The organism is Pseudomonas antarctica (assembly GCF_900624995.1).
In the GTDB taxonomy this organism is placed as follows: Bacteria; Pseudomonadota; Gammaproteobacteria; order Pseudomonadales; family Pseudomonadaceae; genus Aquipseudomonas; species Aquipseudomonas antarctica.
On the sequence record NZ_UYXQ01000001.1, the window covers coordinates 191370 to 213970 of the forward strand.

General features: G+C 59.4%; 19 protein-coding genes and 1 pseudogene. 12 read left to right on the forward strand and 8 right to left on the reverse strand.

Going from position 1 to position 22601, the window contains the following annotated elements:
- Positions 1-61: 61 nt before the first annotated feature.
- The 7 genes and pseudogenes from E0F99_RS00920 to E0F99_RS00950 all read left to right on the forward strand — a co-directional run bounded on the left by E0F99_RS00920 (position 62) and on the right by E0F99_RS00950 (position 9981).
- Positions 62-2002 (forward strand): type VI secretion system Vgr family protein, encoded by a 1941-nt coding sequence (locus E0F99_RS00920; protein WP_083356087.1) that lies wholly within the window; start codon positions 62-64, stop codon positions 2000-2002.
- A gap of 15 nt (positions 2003-2017) precedes the next feature.
- Entirely contained in the window at positions 2018-2452 is a 435-nt protein-coding gene (locus tag E0F99_RS00925) for a DcrB-related protein (protein ID WP_083356086.1), read from the forward strand.
- A 12-nt stretch (positions 2453-2464) separates the two neighbouring features.
- Positions 2465-6865 (forward strand): RHS repeat-associated core domain-containing protein, encoded by a 4401-nt coding sequence (locus E0F99_RS00930; RefSeq protein WP_232000119.1) that lies wholly within the window; start codon positions 2465-2467, stop codon positions 6863-6865.
- A 13-nt stretch (positions 6866-6878) separates the two neighbouring features.
- Positions 6879-7541, forward strand: a complete 663-nt coding sequence (locus E0F99_RS00935; RefSeq protein ID WP_083356085.1) for a hypothetical protein — start codon at positions 6879-6881, stop codon at positions 7539-7541.
- A 23-nt stretch (positions 7542-7564) separates the two neighbouring features.
- Positions 7565-8749 (forward strand): annotated as a pseudogene (locus E0F99_RS00940) (RHS repeat-associated core domain-containing protein); the annotation flags it as partial.
- A gap of 9 nt (positions 8750-8758) precedes the next feature.
- Positions 8759-9382 carry a hypothetical protein gene (locus E0F99_RS00945; RefSeq protein WP_083356083.1) on the forward strand — a complete coding sequence of 208 codons (624 nt, stop codon included), beginning with the start codon at positions 8759-8761 and terminating at the stop codon, positions 9380-9382.
- Positions 9383-9411: 29 nt separating this feature from the next.
- Positions 9412-9981 carry a hypothetical protein gene (locus E0F99_RS00950; protein ID WP_083356082.1) on the forward strand — a complete coding sequence of 190 codons (570 nt, stop codon included), beginning with the start codon at positions 9412-9414 and terminating at the stop codon, positions 9979-9981.
- A 107-nt stretch (positions 9982-10088) separates the two neighbouring features.
- Here the strand turns inward: E0F99_RS00950 and E0F99_RS00955 are convergent, their stop codons facing one another.
- The 3 genes from E0F99_RS00955 to E0F99_RS00965 form a co-directional block, all read right to left on the reverse strand.
- On the reverse strand, positions 10089-10364 hold the full coding sequence (locus E0F99_RS00955) for an HU family DNA-binding protein (protein ID WP_003213368.1): 276 nt from the start codon (positions 10362-10364) through the stop codon (positions 10089-10091).
- 191 nt (positions 10365-10555) lie between these two features.
- On the reverse strand, positions 10556-11704 hold the full coding sequence (locus E0F99_RS00960; RefSeq protein WP_083356081.1) for an NAD(P)/FAD-dependent oxidoreductase: 1149 nt from the start codon (positions 11702-11704) through the stop codon (positions 10556-10558).
- Positions 11705-11740: 36 nt separating this feature from the next.
- A complete protein-coding gene (locus E0F99_RS00965; protein ID WP_003213373.1) occupies positions 11741-11908 on the reverse strand; it encodes a rubredoxin in 168 nt (55 codons plus the stop codon).
- Positions 11909-12102: 194 nt separating this feature from the next.
- On the opposite strand from E0F99_RS00965, the gene E0F99_RS00970 reads away from it, so the two are divergent.
- Both E0F99_RS00970 and ubiA read left to right on the forward strand, forming a co-directional pair.
- On the forward strand, positions 12103-12666 hold the full coding sequence (locus E0F99_RS00970; protein WP_083356080.1) for a chorismate--pyruvate lyase family protein: 564 nt from the start codon (positions 12103-12105) through the stop codon (positions 12664-12666).
- On the forward strand, positions 12666-13556 hold the full coding sequence (gene ubiA, locus E0F99_RS00975; RefSeq protein ID WP_083356079.1) for a 4-hydroxybenzoate octaprenyltransferase: 891 nt from the start codon (positions 12666-12668) through the stop codon (positions 13554-13556). The genes E0F99_RS00970 and ubiA overlap by 1 nt, the downstream gene beginning before the upstream one ends.
- 119 nt (positions 13557-13675) lie before the next feature.
- Here the strand turns inward: ubiA and E0F99_RS00985 are convergent, their stop codons facing one another.
- Entirely contained in the window at positions 13676-14056 is a 381-nt protein-coding gene (locus E0F99_RS00985; protein ID WP_083356078.1) for a COG4315 family predicted lipoprotein, read from the reverse strand.
- A gap of 154 nt (positions 14057-14210) precedes the next feature.
- Between E0F99_RS00985 and phoB the strand changes: the two genes are divergently transcribed.
- The 3 genes from phoB (at position 14211) to E0F99_RS01000 (ending at position 17877) form a co-directional block, all read left to right on the forward strand.
- Entirely contained in the window at positions 14211-14900 is a 690-nt protein-coding gene (gene phoB, locus E0F99_RS00990) for a phosphate regulon transcriptional regulator PhoB (protein WP_003176964.1), read from the forward strand.
- Positions 14901-14981: 81 nt separating this feature from the next.
- Positions 14982-16268 (forward strand): phosphate regulon sensor histidine kinase PhoR, encoded by a 1287-nt coding sequence (gene phoR / locus E0F99_RS00995; protein ID WP_232000151.1) that lies wholly within the window; start codon positions 14982-14984, stop codon positions 16266-16268.
- Between the two features lie 268 nt (positions 16269-16536).
- The gene (locus E0F99_RS01000) at positions 16537-17877 is read left to right on the forward strand and encodes a hemolysin family protein (protein WP_083356076.1); all 1341 of its coding nucleotides are present in this window, start codon (positions 16537-16539) and stop codon (positions 17875-17877) included.
- Between the two features lie 87 nt (positions 17878-17964).
- On the opposite strand, the gene E0F99_RS01005 is transcribed toward E0F99_RS01000, so the two are convergent.
- From E0F99_RS01005 to pstA, 4 genes are all read right to left on the reverse strand, one after another.
- Positions 17965-18885 carry a response regulator gene (locus E0F99_RS01005; protein WP_083356075.1) on the reverse strand — a complete coding sequence of 307 codons (921 nt, stop codon included), beginning with the start codon at positions 18883-18885 and terminating at the stop codon, positions 17965-17967.
- 168 nt (positions 18886-19053) lie between these two features.
- Positions 19054-19815, reverse strand: a complete 762-nt coding sequence (gene phoU, locus E0F99_RS01010) for a phosphate signaling complex protein PhoU (RefSeq protein WP_083356074.1) — start codon at positions 19813-19815, stop codon at positions 19054-19056.
- 71 nt (positions 19816-19886) lie between these two features.
- Positions 19887-20720 carry a phosphate ABC transporter ATP-binding protein PstB gene (pstB, locus tag E0F99_RS01015; RefSeq protein WP_056860879.1) on the reverse strand — a complete coding sequence of 278 codons (834 nt, stop codon included), beginning with the start codon at positions 20718-20720 and terminating at the stop codon, positions 19887-19889.
- 206 nt (positions 20721-20926) lie between these two features.
- Positions 20927-22597 (reverse strand): phosphate ABC transporter permease PstA, encoded by a 1671-nt coding sequence (gene pstA, locus E0F99_RS01020; RefSeq protein ID WP_083356073.1) that lies wholly within the window; start codon positions 22595-22597, stop codon positions 20927-20929.
- Between the last annotated feature and the right edge of the window lie 4 nt (positions 22598-22601).

Consider the following 22601-nt stretch of genomic DNA (forward strand, 5'->3'; position numbering starts at 1 on the left):
TTGCCTGCTCCCACATTTGGATTCGGTTTCTTCAGTTATTAAGTCATTTACGAGACGCCCGATGCTATTCAACCAAGCCTCACGCCTGGCCAAGATCACCAGCCCTCTGGGGCCGGATGTGCTGTTGCTCAATGAAATGGGCGGCGGTGAAGAGCTGGGCAGGTTGTTCAACTATGAGCTGCAACTGACCTCGCTGGACGCCAACATCGACCTCAACCAGTTGCTCGGCAAGCCGATGAGCGTCGGCGTGCAGTTGGCAGACGGGGGCGAGCGGCACTTCCACGGCATCGTCGCGCGGTGCAGCCAGAACATCGACCAGGGCCAGTTCGCCAGTTACCAGGTGACCCTGCGGCCGTGGTTCTGGTTGCTCAGCCGCACCTCGGACTGCCGGATTTTCCAGAACCTGAGCATCCCGCAGATCATCAAGCAGGTGTTTCGCGACCTGGGGTTTTCCGATTTCGAAGACGCCCTGAGCCGGCCGTACCGCGAGTGGGAATACTGCGTGCAGTACCGCGAAACCAGCTTCGATTTCGTCAGCCGCTTGATGGAACAGGAAGGCATCTACTACTTCTTCCGCCATGAACAGGACCGCCATGTGCTGGTGCTGGCCGACGCCTACGGCGCCCACACCACGGTGCCGGGCTACGCGTCGATCCCGTATTACCCCAAAGATGAGCAGCAGCGCGAACGCGACCATATGCACAACTGGCACCTGGCGCATGAAGTGCAGCCGGGTTCGCTGGAGCTTAACGACTACGACTTCCAGCGCCCCAGCGCCAGCATCGACGTGCGCTCGGCCATGCCGCGCCCGCACACCGCCGGCGACTATCCGCTGTACGACTACCCCGGCACCTACGTGCGAAGTGAAGACGGCGAACACTACGCACGCACGCGCATCGAAGCCCTGCAAACCCTGCACGAGCAGATCGAGTTCAGCGGTAATGCCCGTGGCCTCGGTTCGGGCCACTTGTTCAGCCTTAGCGGCTTCAGCCGCCAGGATCAGAACCGCGAGTACCTGATCGTCGGCTGTCGCTACTACATCGTCCAGGAAAGCCTGGAAAGTGGCGGCGGCTCGGGCTCGGCGCAGTTCGAAAGCAGCCTGACCTGTATTGACGCACAACAGAGCTTCCGCCCTTTAGCCAGCACACACCGGCCCATCGTCAAAGGCCCGCAGACTGCACTCGTGGTCGGCCCCAAAGGTGAAGAAATCTGGACCGACCAGTACGGCCGCGTGAAGGTGCACTTCTACTGGGACCGCCACGACCAATCCAACGAAAACAGCTCGTGCTGGATTCGTGTGTCGCAATCCTGGGCCGGGAAAAACTGGGGCTCGATGCAGATTCCGCGTATCGGCCAGGAAGTGATTGTGAGCTTCCTTGAGGGCGATCCCGACCGGCCGATCATCACCGGCCGGGTGTACAACGCCGAGCAGACCGTGCCCTACGACCTGCCGGAAAACGCCACCCAGAGCGGGATGAAAAGCCGTTCGAGCAAGGGCGGCACGCCGGCCAACTTCAATGAAATCCGCATGGAGGACAAGAAGGGGCTGGAGCAGTTGTACATCCATGCCGAGCGCAATCAGGACATCGTGGTGGAGGTGGATGAAAGCCACTCGGTGGGGCATGACCGCAACAAGAGCATTGGGCATAACGAGACGGTGACCATTGGCAATAACCGCCTGCGCATCGTCAAGCAGGAAGACGTGCTCTCCGTTGGCCAGAAGAAGACCGACAGCATCAGCCAGAGCTATGTCATCGAGGTCGGCGAAAACCTGCGCCTGGTGTGCGGGGAAAGCATCCTCGAATTGAACGCCAGCGGGCAGATCAACCTCACTGGCGTGCAAATCAGCTTCTACGCCAGCGGCGACGCCGAATTCAACACCGGCGGCGTGCTGCACCTCAACAACGGCGGCGGGCCTGGCGCCACACCGGATGGCCAAGGCATAAAAACCAGCATCGACGCCAATATCAAAGCCGCGTTCCCCGCGCCTAAAAGCTCCTGACGAGACCTGTTTGCCATGACGTACCGCATCAACGAATTCCAGTTTCAACTGCCCGCCGGCGAGCTGCAGGACGCGACGATCAATATCCTCAAGTTCCCGGAACTGGGGACTTCGCTGATCGTCAGCCGCAGCTTGCTGGCGGAAGGCGAAACCTTGCACAGCAACTTCGACGACCAGCTCAAGCGCCTGGAAAAACAGGTGCAGGACCTGCGCTGCCTGCCCAGCGTGCCGGTACGCCTGGGCGCCGCCCAGGAGGTCGAAGGGATCGAGCTGCGCAGCCAGTTCAACAAGGGCAACGACAAGGTGTTCCAGTACCAGTTGGCCCTGGTGTTGCCGGGGACGCGCAAGATGCTTGCCTTGAGTTATGTGAAGGCCGACAAGCTTGGTGATGCTGAGGCGGCGCATTGGGCGATCATCAAGAACTCATTATCGTTCGACGTGCCTGCGTGATGGGCATCCTGCATGTCTGACGCGTTATGGGCCGCCCGAATGGGCGATGCCATGGACCACACGTCGATGATGGCCGATATTCTCGGCGGCGTGCTGGAGGTGGCGGCGAACATCGCAATTACGGCGCTGGCCACCGCTGCAGTAGTCGCCGCCACCGGGATCACGGTTGTCACGGGCGGGCTGGGGTGCTTCCTCCTCGGCGCGGTCGTGGGCGTGGTTGTGGGGCTTGCGATGAGCAAGAGCGGGGCCGACAAGGGCCTGAGCAATTTATGCGAGGGCATCGGCAACGCGCTGTTCCCGCCGACGGTGCAGGCCAATATCCTCACCGGTTCCTTCGACACGTTTACCAATAACATCCCCTCGGCCCGTGCCGCCGGGGCGGTTGTTTCCCATGTGGCACCGGCCGGCACCGAGCTGGAAATGCAGGCGCCGGAAGAAGCGCCTGAAGCCGAAGCCAGTTACCTGGACATGGCAGGCGAGTTCTTCTCACAGATGTGGCGCCCCACCGTGGCTTCACCTGCGCCAGGCACAGAGACCAAGCCCGAAGACCTGGTGCTTTGCATGAAGCACCCACCGATGCCGCCACAGTTCATGGCCGAAGGTTCGGCCAAGGTGACCATCAACGGCCAGCCCGCGGTACGCAGCGGTGACCGCAGCACCTGCGATGCGAAAGTGGTGTCCTCCGGGTTGATCTCCTCCGACGTCACCATCGGCGGCGGTTCGGTGGTGGTGCGCGAGATTCGCAGCGGCAAGACCCCGGGAGTCGGGCTGGCCGTGACGGTGCTGCTGATGCTCAAGGGGGGCAAGGGCAAGTTCTTCAGCAAATTGCCGTGCATGCTGGTTGGCGGGGCGGTGTCGATGGCCGTCAGCAGTGCCATGGGTGCTGCGGCCAACGCGGCCATGGGCTCGTCGAACCCGGTACATGCGGCCACCGGGGCCAAGGTGCTCGGCGGCGATGACGATCTGGATTTCGTCCTGCCCGGCCTGTTGCCGATTGACTGGCAACGCGTCTACAACAGCCGCGACGAACGACAAGGCAGCTTGTTTGGCGCCGGTTGGAGCGTGCCCTACGAAGTGTGCGTCGACGTACTGCCCCACCCCGAAGGCGGCGATAGGCTTGTCTACACCGATGAACAGGGCCGGCCTATCGACATGGGCTCGATTGCCTTGGGCGCCGCGGTGTTCAGCGCCGGTGAAGGGCTTGCGGTGCGGCGACACCTCAATGGGCAGTTGCTGATCGAAAGCGATGACGGCGTTTACCGCCTGTTTGAGCCTGCACCAGCAAACCCGTCGCGATTGCGCCTGAGCCAGCTCGGTGATCGCAATGACAACCGCATCCATCTCGACTACGACGATGCCGGATGCCTGGCTCGTCTGCGCGATACGTTTGATCTGGTGCAGGTTGAGCTGATCCGTGATCAAGGCCATCTGACCCACATCGAACGCTTGTACCCGGATCAACGCCGTGAAGTGCTGGTCAGCTATGGCTATGATGCTGCGGGCAACCTGGCGCAGGTACGCGACGCAACCGGCCAAGTACAACGGCGTTTTGCCTATGATTCCGGGCGCCGTATGGTCGAGCACCATCTGCCGACAGGATTGCGCTGCTTCTATGACTGGGCGTTGATTGAAAGCCTGGAATGGCGCGTGGTGCGGCACTGGACCGATGAAGGCGACACCTACCAATTCGACTATGACCTGCAAGCCGGCACCACACGCATCACCGATGGCTTGCAGCGCGTCAGCATCCGCCACTGGAACACTCAGTACCAGATCACTCAGTACAGCGACAACCTCGGCCAAACCTGGCTGTTCGAATGGAACGATGAGCGCCAATTACTCAGCGCCACCGATCCGCAAGGTGGGCGCTACGAATACAGCTACGATGAAAGTGGCAACCTGATCGGCGAGACCGACCCGCTGGGCCGTAGCGATTCCACCTTGTGGCTGGAACACTGGGCATTGCCGCTGGTGGAAACCGACGCTGCCGACAACAGCTGGCAGTATCGCTATGACCCGCGCGGCAACTGCATCGCCGAGACCGATCCGCTGGGCTATATCACCCGTTACCGCTATGACGCGCACGGCCAGCCAGTAGAAATCATCGACGCCACTGGCAAAAGCAAAAAACTGCGCTGGAACCCGTTTGGGCAGTTGGTCGAGCATATCGACTGCTCGGGCTACCCGACGCGTTTCAGCTACGACGAGCGGGGCTATTTGCAGGTCATCACCGATGCCCTGGGTGAACGCACGCAGTTCAGCTATGACGCCCAGGGGCGTTTGCTCAGCAGCCAATTACCGGATGGGCGCACCGAGCAATACCAGCGCGACGCCAGTGGGCAGTTGGTCGGCTACACCGATCCCGCCGGGCACACCACACTCTATCAACACAACCGGCGAGGCCAGGTACGCCAGCGCACCGACGCCCATGGTCGGCAGGTGCAGTTCGGCTACGACAGCTACGGGCGACTGCAAGCGCTGGTCAATGAGAACGGTGAAAGCTATCGGTTTGCGTGGGACGCCGGGGATCGGCTGACTGAACAGCAAGACCTCGATGGCAGCGCCAAGCGCTACGACTACGACTTGCTCGACAACATCACGGCGGTGACGGCCGTTCCAGCGCCTTACGACAATGGCCTGGCGGTGATGCCCGAGACGCCATCGGCGCCTATCGTCCACCGACTGGAACGCGATGCGGTCGGCCGACTGGTCGCCAAAACCACCGACGATGGCCGCACCGACTACAGCTATGATTCAGTCGATCAGCTCAAAGCCGTCACCTTCACCGACTTGCAGGGCAACGCCCAAGCCTTGGCTTTCGCCTACGACGCTGTCGGCCAGTTGCTTGCCGAACAGAGTGCTGGCGGCAACCTGCAACACCACTACGACGAACTCGGCAACCTGATCCAGACCCAACTGCCGGACGGCCGCTGGCTCAACCGCCTGTACTACGGCAGCGGCCACCTGCACCAGATCAACCTCGACGGCCAGGTCATCAGCGACTTCGAACGCGACCGCCTGCACCGCGAAGTGCTGCGCACCCAAGGCCAGCTCAGCACCCGCAGCGAATACGACCGAAGCGGCCGCCTGCGCTCTCGCCAACGCCGCCTTAACAGCCAGCCCTCGTTGATGCCTGCGGCGACGCAAAAGCAGTTCGAATACGACCCGGCCGACAACCTGATCGGCAAACTCGACCAGCAACCCGCTGCGCAACATCGTCAACTGCTGCACTACGACGCCACCGGCCGCATCATCGCAAGCCAAGACAGCCTGCACGGCCAGCGCGAAACCTTCGCCTACGACGCCGCCGCCAACCTGCTCGACGGCCCGCAGGCAGGCGCCGGGTTGGTGGTGCATAACAAGCTGCTGACGTATCAGGACAAGCGTTATCGCTACGATGCGTTTGGACGGATGATCGAGAAGCGAAGCGCCAAGCGCGGTGTGCAGCGGTTTGCGTATGACGCGGAAAGCCGGTTGGTTGAAGTGCGTAGCCAGAAAGATGGACGGGAGACAGTCGTGAAAATGACTTATGACCCGCTCGGCCGCCGCACCGCCAAAACTGAACATGACAGCCAAGGTTACCCCTTAGGCGAAAGCCGTTTTGACTGGGAAGGTATGCGTCTGCTGCAGGAACATCGGCATAGCCAGACCAGCCTCTACATCTATGAAGAAGATAGCTATGCGCCGCTGGCGCGTGTGGATGGGGCGAACAAGCATCAAAGTGTGCGCTATTACCATAACGATCTGAATGGGTTGCCGGAGCAATTGACCGAAACTGACGGGGTAACCGTGTGGCAGGCGCGGTATCAGGTTTGGGGGAATACAGCTCAAGAGGTGCGTGAAGCGTACTTTATCGAAGAGCAGAATTTACGGTTTCAGGGGCAGTACCTGGATCGGGAGATTGGGCTGCACTACAACACGTTTCGGTTTTATGATCCGGATGTGGGACGGTTTACGACGCCAGACCCAATTGGGTTGGCGGGTGGCGATAACCTCTACCAATACGCCGCTAATACGTCCGGATGGATTGACCCGCTGGGCCTGCTCAAAGAAGGCGAGGTTGCTGGTTATGGCGCCAAGGCCCATAAGAATGACGGGCTGGAAGCACACGAAATTGTCCGCAATAAATTCCTAGAAGAAAAAGGTATAGCCAAGGGGCGGCGCTACAAGGGCAACCCATCCATCGCGCTGTCGCCCGAGCATCATGACATGGTGCATGCCGAGGAAAATCGTTTGCGGCGCGCACGAGGGATGGGGCCCAATCAGATGCTCAAACGTGGGAAGCTGGAGATTCGTATCATGTCCCAAGCCATACACAACTCGCTGGTCAAAACCGGCATCATCACACAACAGCAGGCCAGAACGGCGAGGCGGTCTGCCACGTCATTTGCCAAACGAAAAGGTTGTTTCTAAAGGATCAAGGGCTATGGGCATCAATCAAATCATTCTCTCAGAGCAAGACCATAACCTTGGGCAAATTGGCGGAGGAGCTTGGCTGACAGACCTTGCTCTGTGGCCTAAGGACCCGAAAACCGGTCAATTGATGCTACCGGTGATGATGATGACCCCAGCGTTCCTGGGCGTCTCATTTATTCCCGCCGGAATGGCGCTGACAGTGTTCGTTTGCGTTGAGCGAAATGACGAAACCTACACACGGTCTTCGGTACGTCAGCTGACCGTCCATCAACAAAGCGAGATGGAGAAGCTTAAACTTGGCCATAGCTGCGTTCTGCTTCACACGCTGGCAACCTTTGAACTCACACCCACCACGTTGGTTGACCCGATTCCGCGGACGTACATTGCCCAGCAGCCGCTGACTCCCGAACAAATGGAAGAAGAATTGGAGGACTTGGAGTGTGGCGCGGGTATTAGCAAGGTTTTAGGGCGCCCGGCGTGGTTGCAAGACCCTTTGTATGAAAGCCCTCGTTACTATTTTTTAGCTCAGCTAATCGACGCTGACATCGCAAAAATAAGCCCTAGCCACGAAGGAATATTCGGTGGAGGTATCGGCTATATTTTTGCCGATAATCGAGCGAAAAAGATGAAGGAAGGAGATATGGGTGGTTACTTCCTCGTTCAATTCACTTGAGGATGAGTGAGACAGATTGATTTCTGCTGCACTACGACGCCACCGGCCGCATCATCGCAAGCCAAGACAGCCTGCACGGCCAGCGCGAAACCTTCGCCTACGACGCCGCCGCCAACCTGCTCGACGGCCCGCAGGCAGGCGCCGGGTTGGTGGTGCATAACAAGCTGCTGACGTATCAAGACAAACGTTATCGCTACGACGCGTTTGGGCGGATGATCGAGAAACGCAGCGCCAAGCGCGGCGTGCAGCGGTTTGCGTATGACGCGGAAAGCCGGTTGGTTGAAGTGCGCAATGACGATGGCAGCGTGGTTAGGATGGCTTACGACCCGCAGGGGCGGCGGGTTGAGAAAGTCGAGCACGGCAGTGATGAGTATCCGCTGGGGGAAACGCGGTTTACCTGGGACGGTTTGCGGTTGTTGCAGGAGCATAAATACAGTCAGACAAGCCTGTACGTTTATGAAGATGAAGGCTACCAGCCTCTGGCCCGCGTGGATGGGGCCGGGCCGTTGCAGAAGATTCGTTACTACCACAACGATCTGAATGGGTTGCCGGAGCAGTTGACCGAGGCTGATGGGCACATGCTCTGGCAGGCGACTTATCGGGTGTGGGGCAACACGCTGGAAGAGGTGCGTGAGCCTTATTACATTGAGGAGCAGAACCTACGGTTTCAGGGGCAGTACCTAGACCGCGAGACGGGGCTGCATTTTAATACGTTCAGGTTTTATGATCCGGATGTGGGGCGGTTTACGACGCCGGATCCGATTGGGTTGCTCGGTGGTTTCAACCTCTATCAGTACACACCTAACCCACTCACATGGATGGACCCGCTCGGGTTAAGTTGCTCGATTGATGCGAAAAAACTTGCAGGACGCCTGGGCAAGGCTCCAAACAAAGACTACCGCGCCCACCACATTGTGATGTCCAACTCAAAAGACGTACGTATGCGCTGGTTGAGAAGACGTATGGACAGACTTGGAATAGATATAAACCAAAAAGAAAATGGAATATGGCTGCCTGCCAATTCCAAATCTCGTCTGCCAAATACAAAAGCAACCGCTCATGCTGGAGAGGGCGTCCCTGGCAACGCCTACAAAAAACACGTATGGGAGACTCTAAAAGGTGCAAAAACAAAATCCGAATTCGAGCAAGGTCTAAAGACACTCAACCTCGAACTTAGCGGCGGCAAAACTTTTCCGCTGGCCAAATAGGACGCCCTCATGAAAAATCTTTTGCTCTCCCTACTTGATGAATACACAGATAAATATCCCGAGCTCATCTCTTTCGTAGCGCATGCTCATAAAGCAAAGCAGTGGGGCATGGGCATCATGCCCTCATACAATCCTGCCCCCTATACCTGCGAGCTACAGGGGTGCAAACCTGGCCGTTTGCTTAAAAAGGACTGCGAGCCAGCCAAAGACAGGCAATGCTATTTTTTTGATGAACATAAAAAAATAATAGGTGAGGTTCAATACGCAAAACATGTGAAGCTTAAAAACCAATGGATTGTTTATAGAAGATTCTTTCTGAACAAGCCAGACAGCATCATAGCGTTGACATTCGGCAGCGACTTTGAGGGGAGCATGGAGGCTAATCTTGACTCAGTCGCCATCACAACATTCGAACTTGAGCGTGCGACAGCCCACTACAGTTTGCTCAATACCGGCGAGCACGTCGAAACGCTGTATCAATACACCGCTGAAAAAGTCACCTCCATCACTGAGAACATATGGCGAGAAACTTTCACCACAAGAGCATATGAACTACTGCACACAGAAAGTAATTTAAGTATATTTGAAGTCTTGCCAAACAATAACAAAATTATAATTTACCCAGAAAGCTGATTAAAGAGGATTAAATTGAGGCGAAAAAATTGCTTGGTTCATACGACGCCGAGAGCGGCTCCTATGAAACGGCAGGAACGAATTTTGATTATTTGTCGCTGCTGTCAGGCGAGCCTTATCCTGCCGAAATGGACAGACCCAAAATATTCTTCCCATGCCCAAAGAAAAAATTATTGGCTTACGACTGCTTATGGTTGTTAGGTGACATACCGTTAGTGAGCCAGCGGCTAGCGAATTTCCTCGTGCTAAAAGCCGGCCATCATATTCAACTATTGAAACCCACAAGTATTGCTGCCAATGGGGAGGCCGTGGGTGATGACAATTACATCGTCAATGCTGCCCAAGCCATAAGCGCTATTGATCACAGCAAGTCGGTAGCCGAGCGCTCTGATAAAGGCTCAATACTCTACTTCAATGAAATTTGGCTTCACGATACCGCCGCAGGAATGGGCGAGATTGCGCGCGAACGTGATTCGGGAGACCTGTTGATTTCACAAGAACTGGCGGACGCTATGATTGAGCAAAAATTCAAAGGCGACAAAGGGTTAGGCTTCTATATCGCTGAGCGCTCATTCACTCCCTATAAAAACCAAGCGTGAAAGGCACTGGTTAAAAGCGCCAATCAGCCCCCACAAAAAATGGGCACCCGACCCAGTCGGCGTGCCCATTTTTTCCCCATCCCGCCTCCCTTCAGACGGTACCGCTCTTACGGGTTGACGCTGTCTTTAAGCGACTTGCCCGGCTTAAACGCAACGGTGTTGCTCGCCTTGATCTTCACCGGCTCACCGGTCTGCGGGTTTTTGCCGGTGCGGGCGCCGCGGTGGCGTTGCAGGAAGGTGCCGAAGCCCACCAGGGTGACGCTGTCCTTGCGGTGCAGGGCGCCGGTGATTTCTTCGAGAACGGCGTTGAGGACGCGGTTGGCCTGTTCTTTGGTGAGATCCGCTTTTTCAGCGATGGCGGCTGCGAGTTCTGGTTTACGCATAAGTGAAGCCTCTTTGACGGTTTTTTGTTGTTATGTCCGTGCTGCTCTCTTATGGAGCAGCGCCCAAGGCGCCGCAGGCTCTACTCTGCGGCAGACGGGAGTGAGGATGGCATGCCCTCGCACGCTCCGCCAGTCTCGAGGCGACCTTTCTACGGGTAAGAACGTGCTGATTCCGACAGAACGACCGGTATTTACGCCAGTAACGGCGGAAGTTCTTTGTTCAAAGCCAGTTTTTCCATCACGGCGCTGCCCGTCAGCGCGTAACCCAGCAGGCGGCCGCTGGCGTCGCGGCACAAGGCCTTGATGTCGGCGCCCTGCCCTTCGACGCTCCACACGCCTTCGGTGCCGCGTGGCGGCGGGGAAACCACCAGTGGGCAGATCGGGGTTTTCACGGTGATCGGCATCGGTCCGTAGCTCACCGCCGTGGCGTTGCCTGCCAGGGTTTGGGCCAGGGCGCGGGCGCAGCTCATCAGCGGCATCACGTACAGCAGGTTCAGGCCATCGACCTCGGCGCAGTCGCCGAGGGCGTAGATGTTGGCGTGGGACGTCTTGAGGTGACGGTCCACCATGATCCCCCGGTTGATTTGCAGGCCGGCGGCAGCCGCGAGGTCTACGCGCGGGCGCAGGCCGATGGCCGAGACCACCAGGTCGCAGTGGATCACTTCACCGTCCGACAGGTGCGCTTCCAGACCGTCAGTGGTGCGCTGCAGGCGGTTGAGCACCGGGCCCAGGTGGAAACGCGCACCGAGGCCTTCCAGCCCGGCTTGCACGGCTGCGGCCGCTGCCGGGTGCAGCAAGGTCGGCATGACTTGCTCGCACGGGGCCACCAGGTCGATTTCATAGCCGCCGAGGATCAGATCGTTGGCAAATTCGCAGCCGATCAGGCCGGCGCCGAGCAGCAGCACACGGCGTTTGCCGGCGGCGGCGGCACGAAAGCGCGCGTAGTCTTCGAGGTCGTTGATCGGGAAAATCAGCTCCGCCGCGTCGCCTTCGACCGGGACACGCACGGTTTCAGCGCCCCAGGCCAGGATCAGGTCGCGATAGGCCACCGCTTCTTCGCCAATCCACAGGCGCTTGTGGCCGGGGTCGATGCCGCTGATGCGCGTGTGGGTGCGCACCTCGGCCTTGAGTTGCTCGGCCATGGCGCCCGGTTCCGCCATGCTCAGGCCATCGGCTTCCTTGTTCTTGCCAAAGCCGGTGGAGAGCATGGGTTTGGAGTAGGAGCGCCCGTCATCCGCAGTGATCAGCAGCAATGGGGTCTCGCTGTCGAGCTTGCGAAACTCCCGGGCCACGTTGTAACCGGCCAACCCTGTGCCGATGATCACGACAGGTGCGTTCATTCCTTTCTCCTTGTAGTACGTTTCTTAAATCGATGATTAACCGATTTCGATCATTTCGAAATCCATTTTGCCCACGCCGCAGTCCGGGCACAGCCAGTCTTCCGGGACGTCCTGCCACAGGGTGCCCGGAGCGATACCGTCATCCGGCCAGCCGTCTTTTTCGTCGTAGATCAGGCCGCACACTACACATTGCCACTTCTTCATTACTTACTTCCTCAGGGTCCAGGCATCTTGGCCGACGGTCGATGACCAACATTGCCGCGCGGCTCAGGGCGTTTTGTACTGATCGGGGCCGCCAGATGCAAGCACGTTCGACGCAAACGGCCGGGTCAGCACGGCAAAAGCTCAGGACGCCATGGTAAGCTCGCCGCCTCTTTTGCTGCCAATACTGACTCACCGTGCCGCACTCAATCGCCCCAACCGATGCTTGCCAATGGCTGACCCAGAGCCTCCTGAGCCCATTGCCCGCGCCCTTGACACTCAATTGGCTGTTCGACGAAGGCTCGCTGACACGCCGGCTGACGTGGCTGTCCAACGACGGTTTCAGTGTGACGCCGCTGTTCGAAGGCTGGCAGCCGTTGCGCGAGGATGAATGCGCGGCGCTGGGCCTGGCCCCTGCTAGCATCGGCTGGGTGCGCGAGGTGTATTTGCGCGGGCACGGCCAGCCGTGGGTGTTTGCCCGCAGCGTGGCGGCGCGCAGTGCCTTGCAGGGCGACGGCTTGCACATGGATGAGCTGGGCAGCCGTTCGCTGGGCGAGTTGCTGTTCTGCGACCACGCCTTCACCCGCCAGGCCATCGAGGTGTGCCACTACCCGAGGCAATGGCTGCCGACCGCGGACCAGGCCGACGGCCTGTGGGGGCGCCGCTCGCGCTTTGATCGCGGGCCGCTGAGCGTGCTGGTGGCGGAAATCTTCCTGCCGAGCTTTTGGCATGCACTGCATGACCATCCGGAGAACTGCTGATGTATCAACGTCTGCTCAAGTCCCTGAACCACCTGAACCCCAGGGCCTGGGATTTCATTCAGCTGACCCGCATGGACAAGCCCATCGGCATCTACCTGCTGTTGTGGCCAACGCTGTGGGCGTTGTGGATCGCCGGTAAAGGCTCACCCTCTTTTATCAACATCGTGATTTTCGTGCTCGGCGTGGTGCTGACCCGCGCCGGCGGCTGTGTGATCAATGACTGGGCCGACCGCAAGGTCGACGGCCATGTGAAGCGCACCGAGCAACGCCCACTGGTCAGCGGCAAGATCAGTTCCAAAGAAGCGCTGGTGTTTTTTGCGGTGCTGATGGGCCTCAGCTTTCTGCTGGTGCTGCTGACCAACGCCACCACCATCCTGCTGTCGCTGGGCGGCCTGGCGCTGGCGGCGAGCTACCCGTTTATGAAGCGCTACACCTATTACCCACAAGTGGTGCTGGGTGCGGCGTTTTCGTGGGGCATGCCGATGGCGTTCACCGCCGAGACCGGCCACCTGCCTGCCACGGCGTGGCTGCTGTACATCGCCAATTTGTTGTGGACGGTGGGTTATGACACTTATTACGCGATGACGGACCGCGAAGATGACTTGAAGATCGGCGTGAAGTCCACCGCCATTCTGTTCGGTGATGCGGACCGCGTGATCATCCTCACGCTGCAAGGTTTGTCGCTGGTCTGCCTGTTGCTCGCAGGTATGCGGTTCGAGCTGGGCGGCTGGTTCCACCTTGGATTGCTGGCGGCGGCAGGCTGTTTTGCCTGGGAGTTCTGGTATACGCAGGACAAGGACCGGATGAAATGCTTCAAGGCGTTTTTGCACAACCACTGGGCCGGGTTGGCAATTTTTGTAGGGATTGTGGCGGATTACGGGTTTCGTTGATCCTGTGGCGAGCGGGCTTGCTCGCGAACACGTCGGCCCAGCAAACATTGATGTTGACTGACCCAGCGCTTTCGCGAGCAAGCCCGCTCCCACAGGGGTCTGCGCTTAACTGAACGGCATTAGGGCTTGGCGACCTTCCAGGCTCCGTCCATTTTGCCTTCACCGGTCATGTCACCGGCTTTCTTGTCCATAACGAAGGTGTAGAGCGGCTTGCCGCTGTAGGCCCACTGGCTCTTTTCATCGTCACGGGTAATCACGGTCCACTTGCCCATGGGAGTGTCGGTGGATTCAGCCATCAGCGGCGGCCAGTTGGTGGCGCACTTGTCGTTGCACATGGATTTGCCATCGGCATCCTTGGCAAAGGTGTAGAGCGTCATGCCCTTATGGTCCACCAGCATGCCGTCTTTGGTCATCGCCGGCTCAGCCGCAAATGCCAGTGTCGGCAGCGTCAACGCGGCCGTTACCAGCAGGGCTTTCCAGGAAAAAGTACTTTGAGTCATCGGAACCTTCCTTTTGTGGTTGTCAGGATTCGGACCCAGAGGGTAGACCAGAGTGCCGAAAATTGCCCAAGCGACTAAATTACTGTCACACGACTGCAATAATTCCGTTATCTAATGCGGCGCAAGACAGTTAAATGACAAGAGGATTTTGAGCATGGTTGGCAGGAGCATTCTGATCGTCGACGACGAAGCGCCCATCCGCGAGATGATCGCCGTTGCGTTGGAAATGGCCGGCTATGACTGCCTGGAGGCGGAGAACTCCCAGCAGGCCCATGCCATTATCGTCGACCGCAAGCCGGACCTGATCCTGCTGGACTGGATGCTGCCCGGCACCTCCGGCATTGAGTTGGCCCGTCGTCTCAAGCGTGATGAGCTGACCGGGGACATCCCGATCATCATGCTCACCGCCAAGGGCGAAGAGGACAACAAGATTCAGGGCCTGGAAGTCGGCGCCGACGACTACATCACCAAGCCATTTTCCCCACGCGAGCTGGTCGCGCGTCTGAAAGCCGTTCTGCGCCGTGCCGGCCCGACCGATGGCGAAGCGCCAATCGAAGTCGGCGGCCTGCTGCTGGACCCGATCAGCCACCGCGTGACCATCGACGGCAAGCCGGCCGAGATGGGCCCGACTGAATACCGCCTGCTGCAATTCTTCATGACCCACCAGGAGCGCGCCTACACCCGCGGCCAGTTGCTCGACCAAGTGTGGGGCGGCAACGTGTATGTGGAAGAACGCACCGTGGATGTGCACATCCGTCGCCTGCGCAAAGCCTTGGGCGATGCCTACGAAAATCTGGTACAAACCGTGCGCGGCACCGGCTACCGCTTTTCCACCAAAGGCTGAGCCAGCCCTCCCTTTCCTTAACAGCTGACAAGGACGCATGTTTAAGTGAACCAGAACTGGCATGGCACCCTGATCCGCCACATGCTGCTGTTGATCACCGGCTGCCTGGTGGTAGGCCTGGTCAGTGGTTATTACGGCTGGAGCCTGGCCGTCGGTATTGGCCTGTACCTGGGCTGGACCCTCAAACAGCTGCTGCGCCTGCATGAATGGCTGCGCCAGCACAAACCCGACGAAGCACCTCCAGACGGCTACGGCCTGTGGGGCGAGGTGTTCGACAGCATCTACCACCTGCAACGCCGCGACCAACGCGTACGCGGGCGTCTGCAAGCAGTGATCGACCGGGTGCAGGAATCCACCGCCGCGCTCAAAGACGCAGTGATCATGCTCGACAGCGACGGCAACCTGGAATGGTGGAACCGCGCGGCCGAGACTCTGCTGGGCCTCAAGACACCCCAGGACAGCGGCCAGCCGGTGACCAACCTGGTGCGCCACCCGCGCTTCAAGGAGTACTTCGAACAGGAGAACTACGAAGAAGCCCTGGAAATCCCCTCGCCCACCAACGACCGCGTTCGCATCCAGCTGTACCTGACCCGCTACGGCAACAACGAACACCTGATGCTGGTGCGCGACGTGACGCGCATCCACCAGTTGGAACAGATGCGCAAAGACTTCGTCGCCAACGTCTCCCACGAGCTACGCACGCCGTTGACGGTGATCTGCGGCTATCTGGAGACGCTGCTGGACAACGTCGACGAGATCAACCCGCGCTGGAGCCGTGCTCTGCAGCAGATGCAGCAGCAAGGCTCGCGCATGCAGACCCTGCTCAACGACCTGCTGCTGCTGGCCAAGCTTGAAGCCACCGATTACCCGTCGGACAACCATCCGGTGGCGGTGCAAAGCCTGTTGCAGACCATTAAGAATGACGCCCAGGCGCTTTCCGGCGAACGCGGGCAACAGATCACCCTGGAAGCCGACCCGCTGGTGCTACTCAAGGGCAGCGAGGGCGAGTTGCGCAGCGCGTTTTCCAACTTGGTGTTCAACGCCGTGAAGTACACCCAGGACAAGGGCAATATTCGCATCCGCTGGTGGGCCGATGAACACGGTGCGCACCTGAGCGTGCAGGACTCCGGCATCGGCATCGACGCCAAGCACCTGCCGCGCCTGACTGAGCGCTTCTACCGCGTCGACTCCAGCCGCAACTCCAACACCGGCGGCACCGGGCTGGGCCTGGCCATCGTCAAGCATGTGCTGCTGCGCCACCGTGCGCGATTGGAGATCAGCAGCGTGCTGGGCCATGGCAGCACCTTCACCTGCCATTTCCCACCGGCACAGGTGAGCCGTTCGCAGGTGATCGGCACAGATGAATAACCCGAAAACAACACCGGATTAAGTGTGGGAGCGGGCTTGCTCGCGAAGGCGGTAGGTCAGCTATGAATGTGTTGACTGACCCAGCGCATTCGCGAGCAAGCCCGCTCCCACATTGGACATGCAGCGTGTTGACGAGCGTATTCCAGGTCCCGCCCGGCAGCGGGCACTAGGCAAGCGCCCCATCAGCCGCTACATTGGCCGACTTGCGCCTGCCTTTCAGGCCTGTCTGTCACCCTTATTGAACACACGGAACCTGCAAAACCCCATCATGGACCCTTCCCCTGGTATCACCCTCGCTACACTCTTCGCCGACTTCGGCATGATTCTTTTTGCACTGATCCTGGTACTGCTCAACGGTTTCTTCGTTGCGGCGGAATTCGCCATGGTCAAACTGCGCGCCACCCGGGTCGAGGCCATCGCCCACAAAAACGGCTGGCGCGGGCAGATTCTGCGCACTGTTCACAGCCAGCTCGACGCTTACCTGTCAGCCTGCCAGCTGGGTATCACCCTCGCCTCCCTGGGCCTGGGTTGGGTCGGTGAGCCGGCTTTTGCGCACATCCTCGAGCCAATGCTGGGCGCCGTAGGCGTCGAGTCGCCGGAGGTGATCAAAGGCGTGTCGTTCTTTGCCGCCTTCTTCGTGATTTCCTACCTGCACATCGTGGTCGGTGAGTTGGCGCCTAAATCCTGGGCCATCCGCAAACCCGAGCTGCTGTCGCTGTGGACCGCGGTGCCGCTGTACCTGTTCTACTGGGCGATGTACCCGGCGATCTACCTGCTCAACGCCAGTGCCAACGCCATCTTGCGTATCGCCGGCCAAGGCGAACCTGGCCCGCACCATGAGCACCATTACAGCCGCGAAGAACTCAAGCTGATCCTGCACTCCAGCCGTGGCCAGGACCCGAGCGACCAAGGCATGCGTGTACTCGCCTCCGCCGTGGAAATGGGCGAGCTGGAAGTGGTGGACTGGGCCAACTCCCGCGAAGACCTGGTCACCCTGGACTTCAACGCCCCGCTCAAGGAAATCCTCGCGCTGTTCCGCCGCCACAAATTCAGCCGTTACCCGGTGTATGACGCTGTGCGTAACGAGTTTGTCGGCCTGCTGCACATCAAGGATTTACTGCTGGAACTGGCGGCGCTGGACCACATCCCCGAGTCGTTCAACCTGGCCGAGCTGACCCGCCCGCTGGAGCGCGTGTCGCGGCATATGCCGTTGTCGCAGTTGCTGGAGCAGTTCCGCAAAGGCGGCGCGCACTTCGCCCTGGTGGAGGAAGCCGACGGCAAGATCATCGGCTACCTGACCATGGAAGACGTGCTGGAAGTGCTGGTCGGCGATATCCAGGACGAACACCGCAAGGCCGAACGCGGCATCCTCGCCTACCAGCCAGGCAAACTGCTGGTGCGTGGCGACACGCCGCTGTTCAAGGTCGAGCGCCTGCTGGGCGTGGACCTGGACCACATCGAAGCCGAAACCCTGGCCGGGTTGATCTACGACACCCTCAAACGCGTGCCGGAAGAGGAAGAAGTGCTGGAGGTTGAAGGCTTGCGCATCATCATCAAGAAGATGAAAGGCCCGAAGATCGTGTTGGCCAAGGTGTTGCTGCTGGATTGAGCAACAACACCTTCGGCTAAACAGTGAAGCTCAACATGTGGGAGCGGGCTTGCTCGCGCCCACATTGGTTATGGGACGCTGTGTCGATCACGCACCCGGCACAAAGTGCTTCTGCGCCGTACCGCGCGCGATCAGGCGGGAAATGTAGTCGAGCTTCTGCGCATCCTGGTCGATGAATCGGAAGGTCAGTTGCAGCCAATCACTGTCGGGCTTGGGCTCGTAAGCGACGATAGCGTGCAGGTAGCCGTTGAGGCGCGCCACCTCGGCGTTTTCGCCTTGCTCAAGGTCGAGTACCGCGCTTTCCAGTACTTGGGGCAGGACTTCACCACGGCGCACCACCAGCAGCGCTTCCTTGATGCTCAGCGCCTTGATCACGCATTGCTGGGTGCCGCTGGACAGCCGCAGCTGGCCCTGGCCGCGACCACCGGCCGCCGATGCGGACGGTGCGGACGGTGCGGACGGTGCTGCCTGCACGGAAGGGTTATTGAGCAGGCCTTTGCTGGGTGCGGCTGCCACCGGCGCGGTCTTGACCGCTTCAGGCTTGCCGCCGGTCAGGGCGCTCAGGGAATCATTGCCGAAAGCCGAGTTCATCTTGGTTGGCGCACTGGCAATCAGGGCATCGAGGCGGCCGACCTTGTGCAAGGCCTGCTTGACCTTGCTCAGCAGTTGCTCATTGGTGAACGGCTTGCTGACGTAGCCGGAAACCCCGGCCTGGATCGCCTGGACCACGTTTTCCTTGTCGCCACGGCTGGTGACCATCACGAACGGCATGGTTTTGAGATGAGCTTGCTCACGGCACCAGGTCAGCAGCTCAAGGCCGGACATTTCGGGCATTTCCCAGTCGCACAGCACCAGGTCGAAGGTCTCGCGCATCAGGATGGTTTGCGCCTTTTTGCCGTTCACCGCATCTTCAATCTTGATCCCCGGGAAGTAGTTGCGCAGGCACTTCTTCACCAGATCGCGGATAAACGAGGCGTCATCCACCACCAACACACTGACTTTACTCATCGACCCTTCATCCTATAAAAACTTCGGCACGCAAAACGCCTGACTGATGGCAGTTTGCCAAAACTCGCGGATCACAGAGGGACTTTATTGCACCCTCTGCGCAAAAAAATTCAGATGCCACAAACAAAAACGCCCGACCAAAGGCCGGGCGTTAATTTCTCGGGCAACTTACTTATCGTCAGGTACGCCCGGAACATTAGGGATTTGATCAACTGTGCCTTCAACTTCGGCCTTCATGCGCTTGAGGCCCATGTGCCGTACGTCGGTGCCGCGCACCAGGTAAATCACCAGTTCCGAGATATTGCGCGCGTGGTCGCCAATACGCTCCAGCGAACGCAACACCCAAATAATGTTCAAGACCCGCGAGATAGAGCGCGGGTCTTCCATCATGTAGGTGGCCAACTCGCGCAGTGCGGTCTTGTATTCGCGGTCGATGGTCTTGTCGTACTGAGCCACCGACAACGCCAACTCGGCGTCGAAGCGGGCAAACGCGTCGAGGGCATCGCGCACCATGTTGCGCACCTGGTCGCCGATGTGGCGCACTTCCACGTAACCGCGCGGTGCTTCGCCTTCTTCGCACAGCTGGATGGCACGGCGCGCGATTTTGGTGGCTTCGTCACCGATGCGCTCCAGGTCGATCACCGACTTGGAAATACTGATGATCAAACGCAGGTCGGATGCCGCCGGCTGCCGACGCGCCAGAATGCGCAGGCATTCTTCGTCGATGTTGCGTTCCATCTGGTTGATCTGGTCGTCGATCTCACGCACTTGCTGGGCCAGGCCCGAGTCGGCCTCGATCAGCGCGGTGACGGCGTCGTTGACTTGCTTCTCAACCAGCCCGCCCATCGCCAGGAGGTGGCTGCGCACTTCCTCGAGCTCGGCGTTGAACTGCGCGGAGATGTGGTGGGTAAGGCCTTCTTTGCTAATCATGTTGGCGTCCTTGGAGCGTCCGGTAAGGTGCGGAGAACCGCAGCATTCAGTGCAATCGGAACCACCGCGTTCTAGCCGTAACGACCAGTGATGTAGTCTTCGGTCTGCTTCTTCGCCGGGTTGGTGAACAGGGTATCGGTATCGCCGAATTCCACCAGCTTGCCCATGTACATGAACGCGGTGTAATCGGAAACCCGCGCCGCCTGTTGCATGTTGTGGGTCACGATGACGATGGTGAACTTGGACTTGAGCTCGTAGATCAGCTCTTCGACTTTCAACGTCGAGATCGGGTCAAGTGCCGAGCACGGTTCATCGAGCAGCAAGACTTCCGGCTCCACGGCGATGGTACGGGCGATCACCAGACGCTGCTGCTGGCCACCGGACAGACCGAGTGCCGATTCATGCAGGCGGTCTTTGACCTCGTCCCACAGTGCCGCGCCTTTGAGTGCCCACTCAACCGCTTCGTCAAGGATGCGTTTTTTGTTGATGCCCTGGATGCGCAGGCCGTACACCACGTTTTCGTAGATGGTCTTGGGAAACGGGTTGGGCTTCTGGAACACCATGCCCACGCGACGACGCAGCTCGGCCACGTCTTCGCCTTTGCGATAGATGTTGGTGCCGTAGAGGTTGATCGCGCCTTCTACGCGGCAACCGTCGACCAGGTCGTTCATGCGGTTGAAGGTGCGCAGCAACGTCGACTTGCCGCAGCCGGACGGGCCAATGAAGGCGGTCACGCGCTGTTTCGGAATGTTCATGCTGACGTCGAACAGCGCCTGCTTTTCACCGTAGTACAGGCTCAGGCCCGGCACTTCGATAGCCACGGTTTCCTGGGCCAGGCTCAGGCTCTGCTTGTCGCGACCCAGGGCCGACATGTTGATGCCGTGGGTGTGGGTTTCGTGTTGCATGGGATGCTCCCTGTGCTACCAATTCGTTTCGTTGAACCACTGGCCTCATGATTGGGCCTGGCGGTTTACCTCAAATCTGTGTCTGGCGCGGTTCAGTGTGGGAGCGGGCTTGCTCGCGAAAGCAGTGTGTCAGCTGACAGATGTGTTTCTGATACACCGCATTCGCGAGCAAGCCCGCTCCCACATTTAGTCCGCGCTCATTTCAATTAACTATCCAGCGCTTTATATTTTTCGCGCAGGTGGTTACGAATCCACACCGCCGACAAGTTCAGCGTGGCGATCACCAGCACCAGCAGCAAGGCGGTGGCGTACACCAGCGGTCGTGCGGCTTCGACGTTGGGGCTCTGGAAGCCGACGTCATAAATATGAAAGCCCAAGTGCATGATCTTCTGGTCCAAGTGCAGGTACGGGTAGTTGCCATCCAGCGGCAACGACGGCGCCAGTTTCACCACACCGACCAGCATCAGCGGCGCCACTTCACCGGCGGCACGGGCCACGGCGAGGATCATACCGGTCATCATCGCGGGGCTGGCCATCGGTAGCACGATTTTCCACAGCGTTTCCGCCTTGGTCGCGCCAAGGGCCAGCGAGCCTTCACGCACGGTGCGAGGAATCCGCGCCAAGCCTTCTTCGGTGGCCACGATCACCACCGGCACCGCCAGCAGCGCCAGGGTCAGCGAGGCCCACAGCAGGCCCGGCGTACCGAACGTCGGTGCCGGCAGGGCTTCGGCGAAGAACAGGCGGTCAACCGAACCACCCAGTACATACACGAAGAAGCCCAGGCCGAACACGCCGTAGACAATCGCCGGTACGCCGGCCAAGTTGTTCACGGCGATACGGATAATGCGCGTCAGGGTGTTCTGCTTGGCGTATTCACGCAGGTACACCGCTGCCAGCACACCGAACGGGGTCACGATCATCGCCATGATCAGAGTCATCATCACGGTGCCGAAAATCGCCGGGAAGATCCCGCCTTCGGTGTTGGCTTCCCGTGGGTCGTCGCTGAGGAATTCCCAGACCTTGCTGAAGTAGAAGCCGATCTTGCTCATCGTGCCCATGGCGTTCGGCTGGTAGGCGTGCACCACTTTGCCGATGCCAATTTCGATTTCTTTGCCGTTGGCGTCGCGAGCGGTCAGAGCGTCACGGTTGAACTGGGCGTGCAAGTCGGCCAGGCGCGCTTCGATGTCCTGGTAACGGGCATTCAGTTCGGCGCGGCCCGAGTCCATATCGGCTTGAGCCGTGGCGTCGAGCTTGCCTTCCAGCTCCAGCTTGCGGCCGTGCAGGCGGATGCGCTCCAGCCCGGCGTTGATCGCGCCGATATCGGATTTTTCCAGGCTCTTGAGCTGGGCAGCCAACGCGTTCACGCGGTTGACGCGGGCTTGCAGCTCAGGCCACGCGGCCTCGCCCTCGGCGATGACCTTGCCGTCCTGCTTGACGTTAACCAGTGTGCCGTAGAAGTTGCCCCATTCCCGACGCTCGATGGCCATCAGGTTCGCAGGCTTGGTCTGGTCCTTGAGCCATTCGCCAACAATCCAGATGAAGTCATTGCCGTTCAGGTCGCGGTTACCGACCTTGATCAGCTCGCGGGTCATGAATTCCGGGCCTTGGTCGGGCACTGGCAAGCCAGCGCTTTTCAGGCGCTCGCGCGGTACTTCTTCTTTCTGCACCACTTCGCCGATGACGATATGGTTTTCCTGGCCCGGCACGCTGTAGTTGGCCTGGATCAGGTCAGCCGGCCAGAAGTGGCCCAAACCACGCACCGCAATCACGGCCAGCAAACCAATGGTCATGATGACCGCGATGGACACCGCGCCACCGCTGATCCAGACGCCGGGGGCGCCGCTCTTGAACCATCCATTCAGGGAGTTCTGTTTCACAGAC

Coding starts and splice junctions, on each gene's coding strand:
- E0F99_RS00920 (WP_083356087.1), top strand. CDS start 62: ATGCTATTCAACCAAGCCTCACGCCTGGCCAAGATCACCAGCCCTCTG.
- E0F99_RS00925 (WP_083356086.1), top strand. CDS start 2,018: ATGACGTACCGCATCAACGAATTCCAGTTTCAACTGCCCGCCGGCGAG.
- E0F99_RS00930 (WP_232000119.1), top strand. CDS start 2,465: ATGTCTGACGCGTTATGGGCCGCCCGAATGGGCGATGCCATGGACCAC.
- E0F99_RS00935 (WP_083356085.1), top strand. CDS start 6,879: ATGGGCATCAATCAAATCATTCTCTCAGAGCAAGACCATAACCTTGGG.
- E0F99_RS00945 (WP_083356083.1), top strand. CDS start 8,759: ATGAAAAATCTTTTGCTCTCCCTACTTGATGAATACACAGATAAATAT.
- E0F99_RS00955 (WP_003213368.1), bottom strand. CDS start 10,364: ATGCGTAAACCAGAACTCGCAGCCGCCATCGCTGAAAAAGCGGATCTC.
- E0F99_RS00960 (WP_083356081.1), bottom strand. CDS start 11,704: ATGAACGCACCTGTCGTGATCATCGGCACAGGGTTGGCCGGTTACAAC.
- E0F99_RS00965 (WP_003213373.1), bottom strand. CDS start 11,908: ATGAAGAAGTGGCAATGTGTAGTGTGCGGCCTGATCTACGACGAAAAA.
- ubiA (WP_083356079.1), top strand. CDS start 12,666: ATGTATCAACGTCTGCTCAAGTCCCTGAACCACCTGAACCCCAGGGCC.
- E0F99_RS00985 (WP_083356078.1), bottom strand. CDS start 14,056: ATGACTCAAAGTACTTTTTCCTGGAAAGCCCTGCTGGTAACGGCCGCG.
- phoB (WP_003176964.1), top strand. CDS start 14,211: ATGGTTGGCAGGAGCATTCTGATCGTCGACGACGAAGCGCCCATCCGC.
- phoR (WP_232000151.1), top strand. CDS start 14,982: ATGCTGCTGTTGATCACCGGCTGCCTGGTGGTAGGCCTGGTCAGTGGT.
- E0F99_RS01000 (WP_083356076.1), top strand. CDS start 16,537: ATGGACCCTTCCCCTGGTATCACCCTCGCTACACTCTTCGCCGACTTC.
- E0F99_RS01005 (WP_083356075.1), bottom strand. CDS start 18,885: ATGAGTAAAGTCAGTGTGTTGGTGGTGGATGACGCCTCGTTTATCCGC.
- phoU (WP_083356074.1), bottom strand. CDS start 19,815: ATGATTAGCAAAGAAGGCCTTACCCACCACATCTCCGCGCAGTTCAAC.
- pstB (WP_056860879.1), bottom strand. CDS start 20,720: ATGCAACACGAAACCCACACCCACGGCATCAACATGTCGGCCCTGGGT.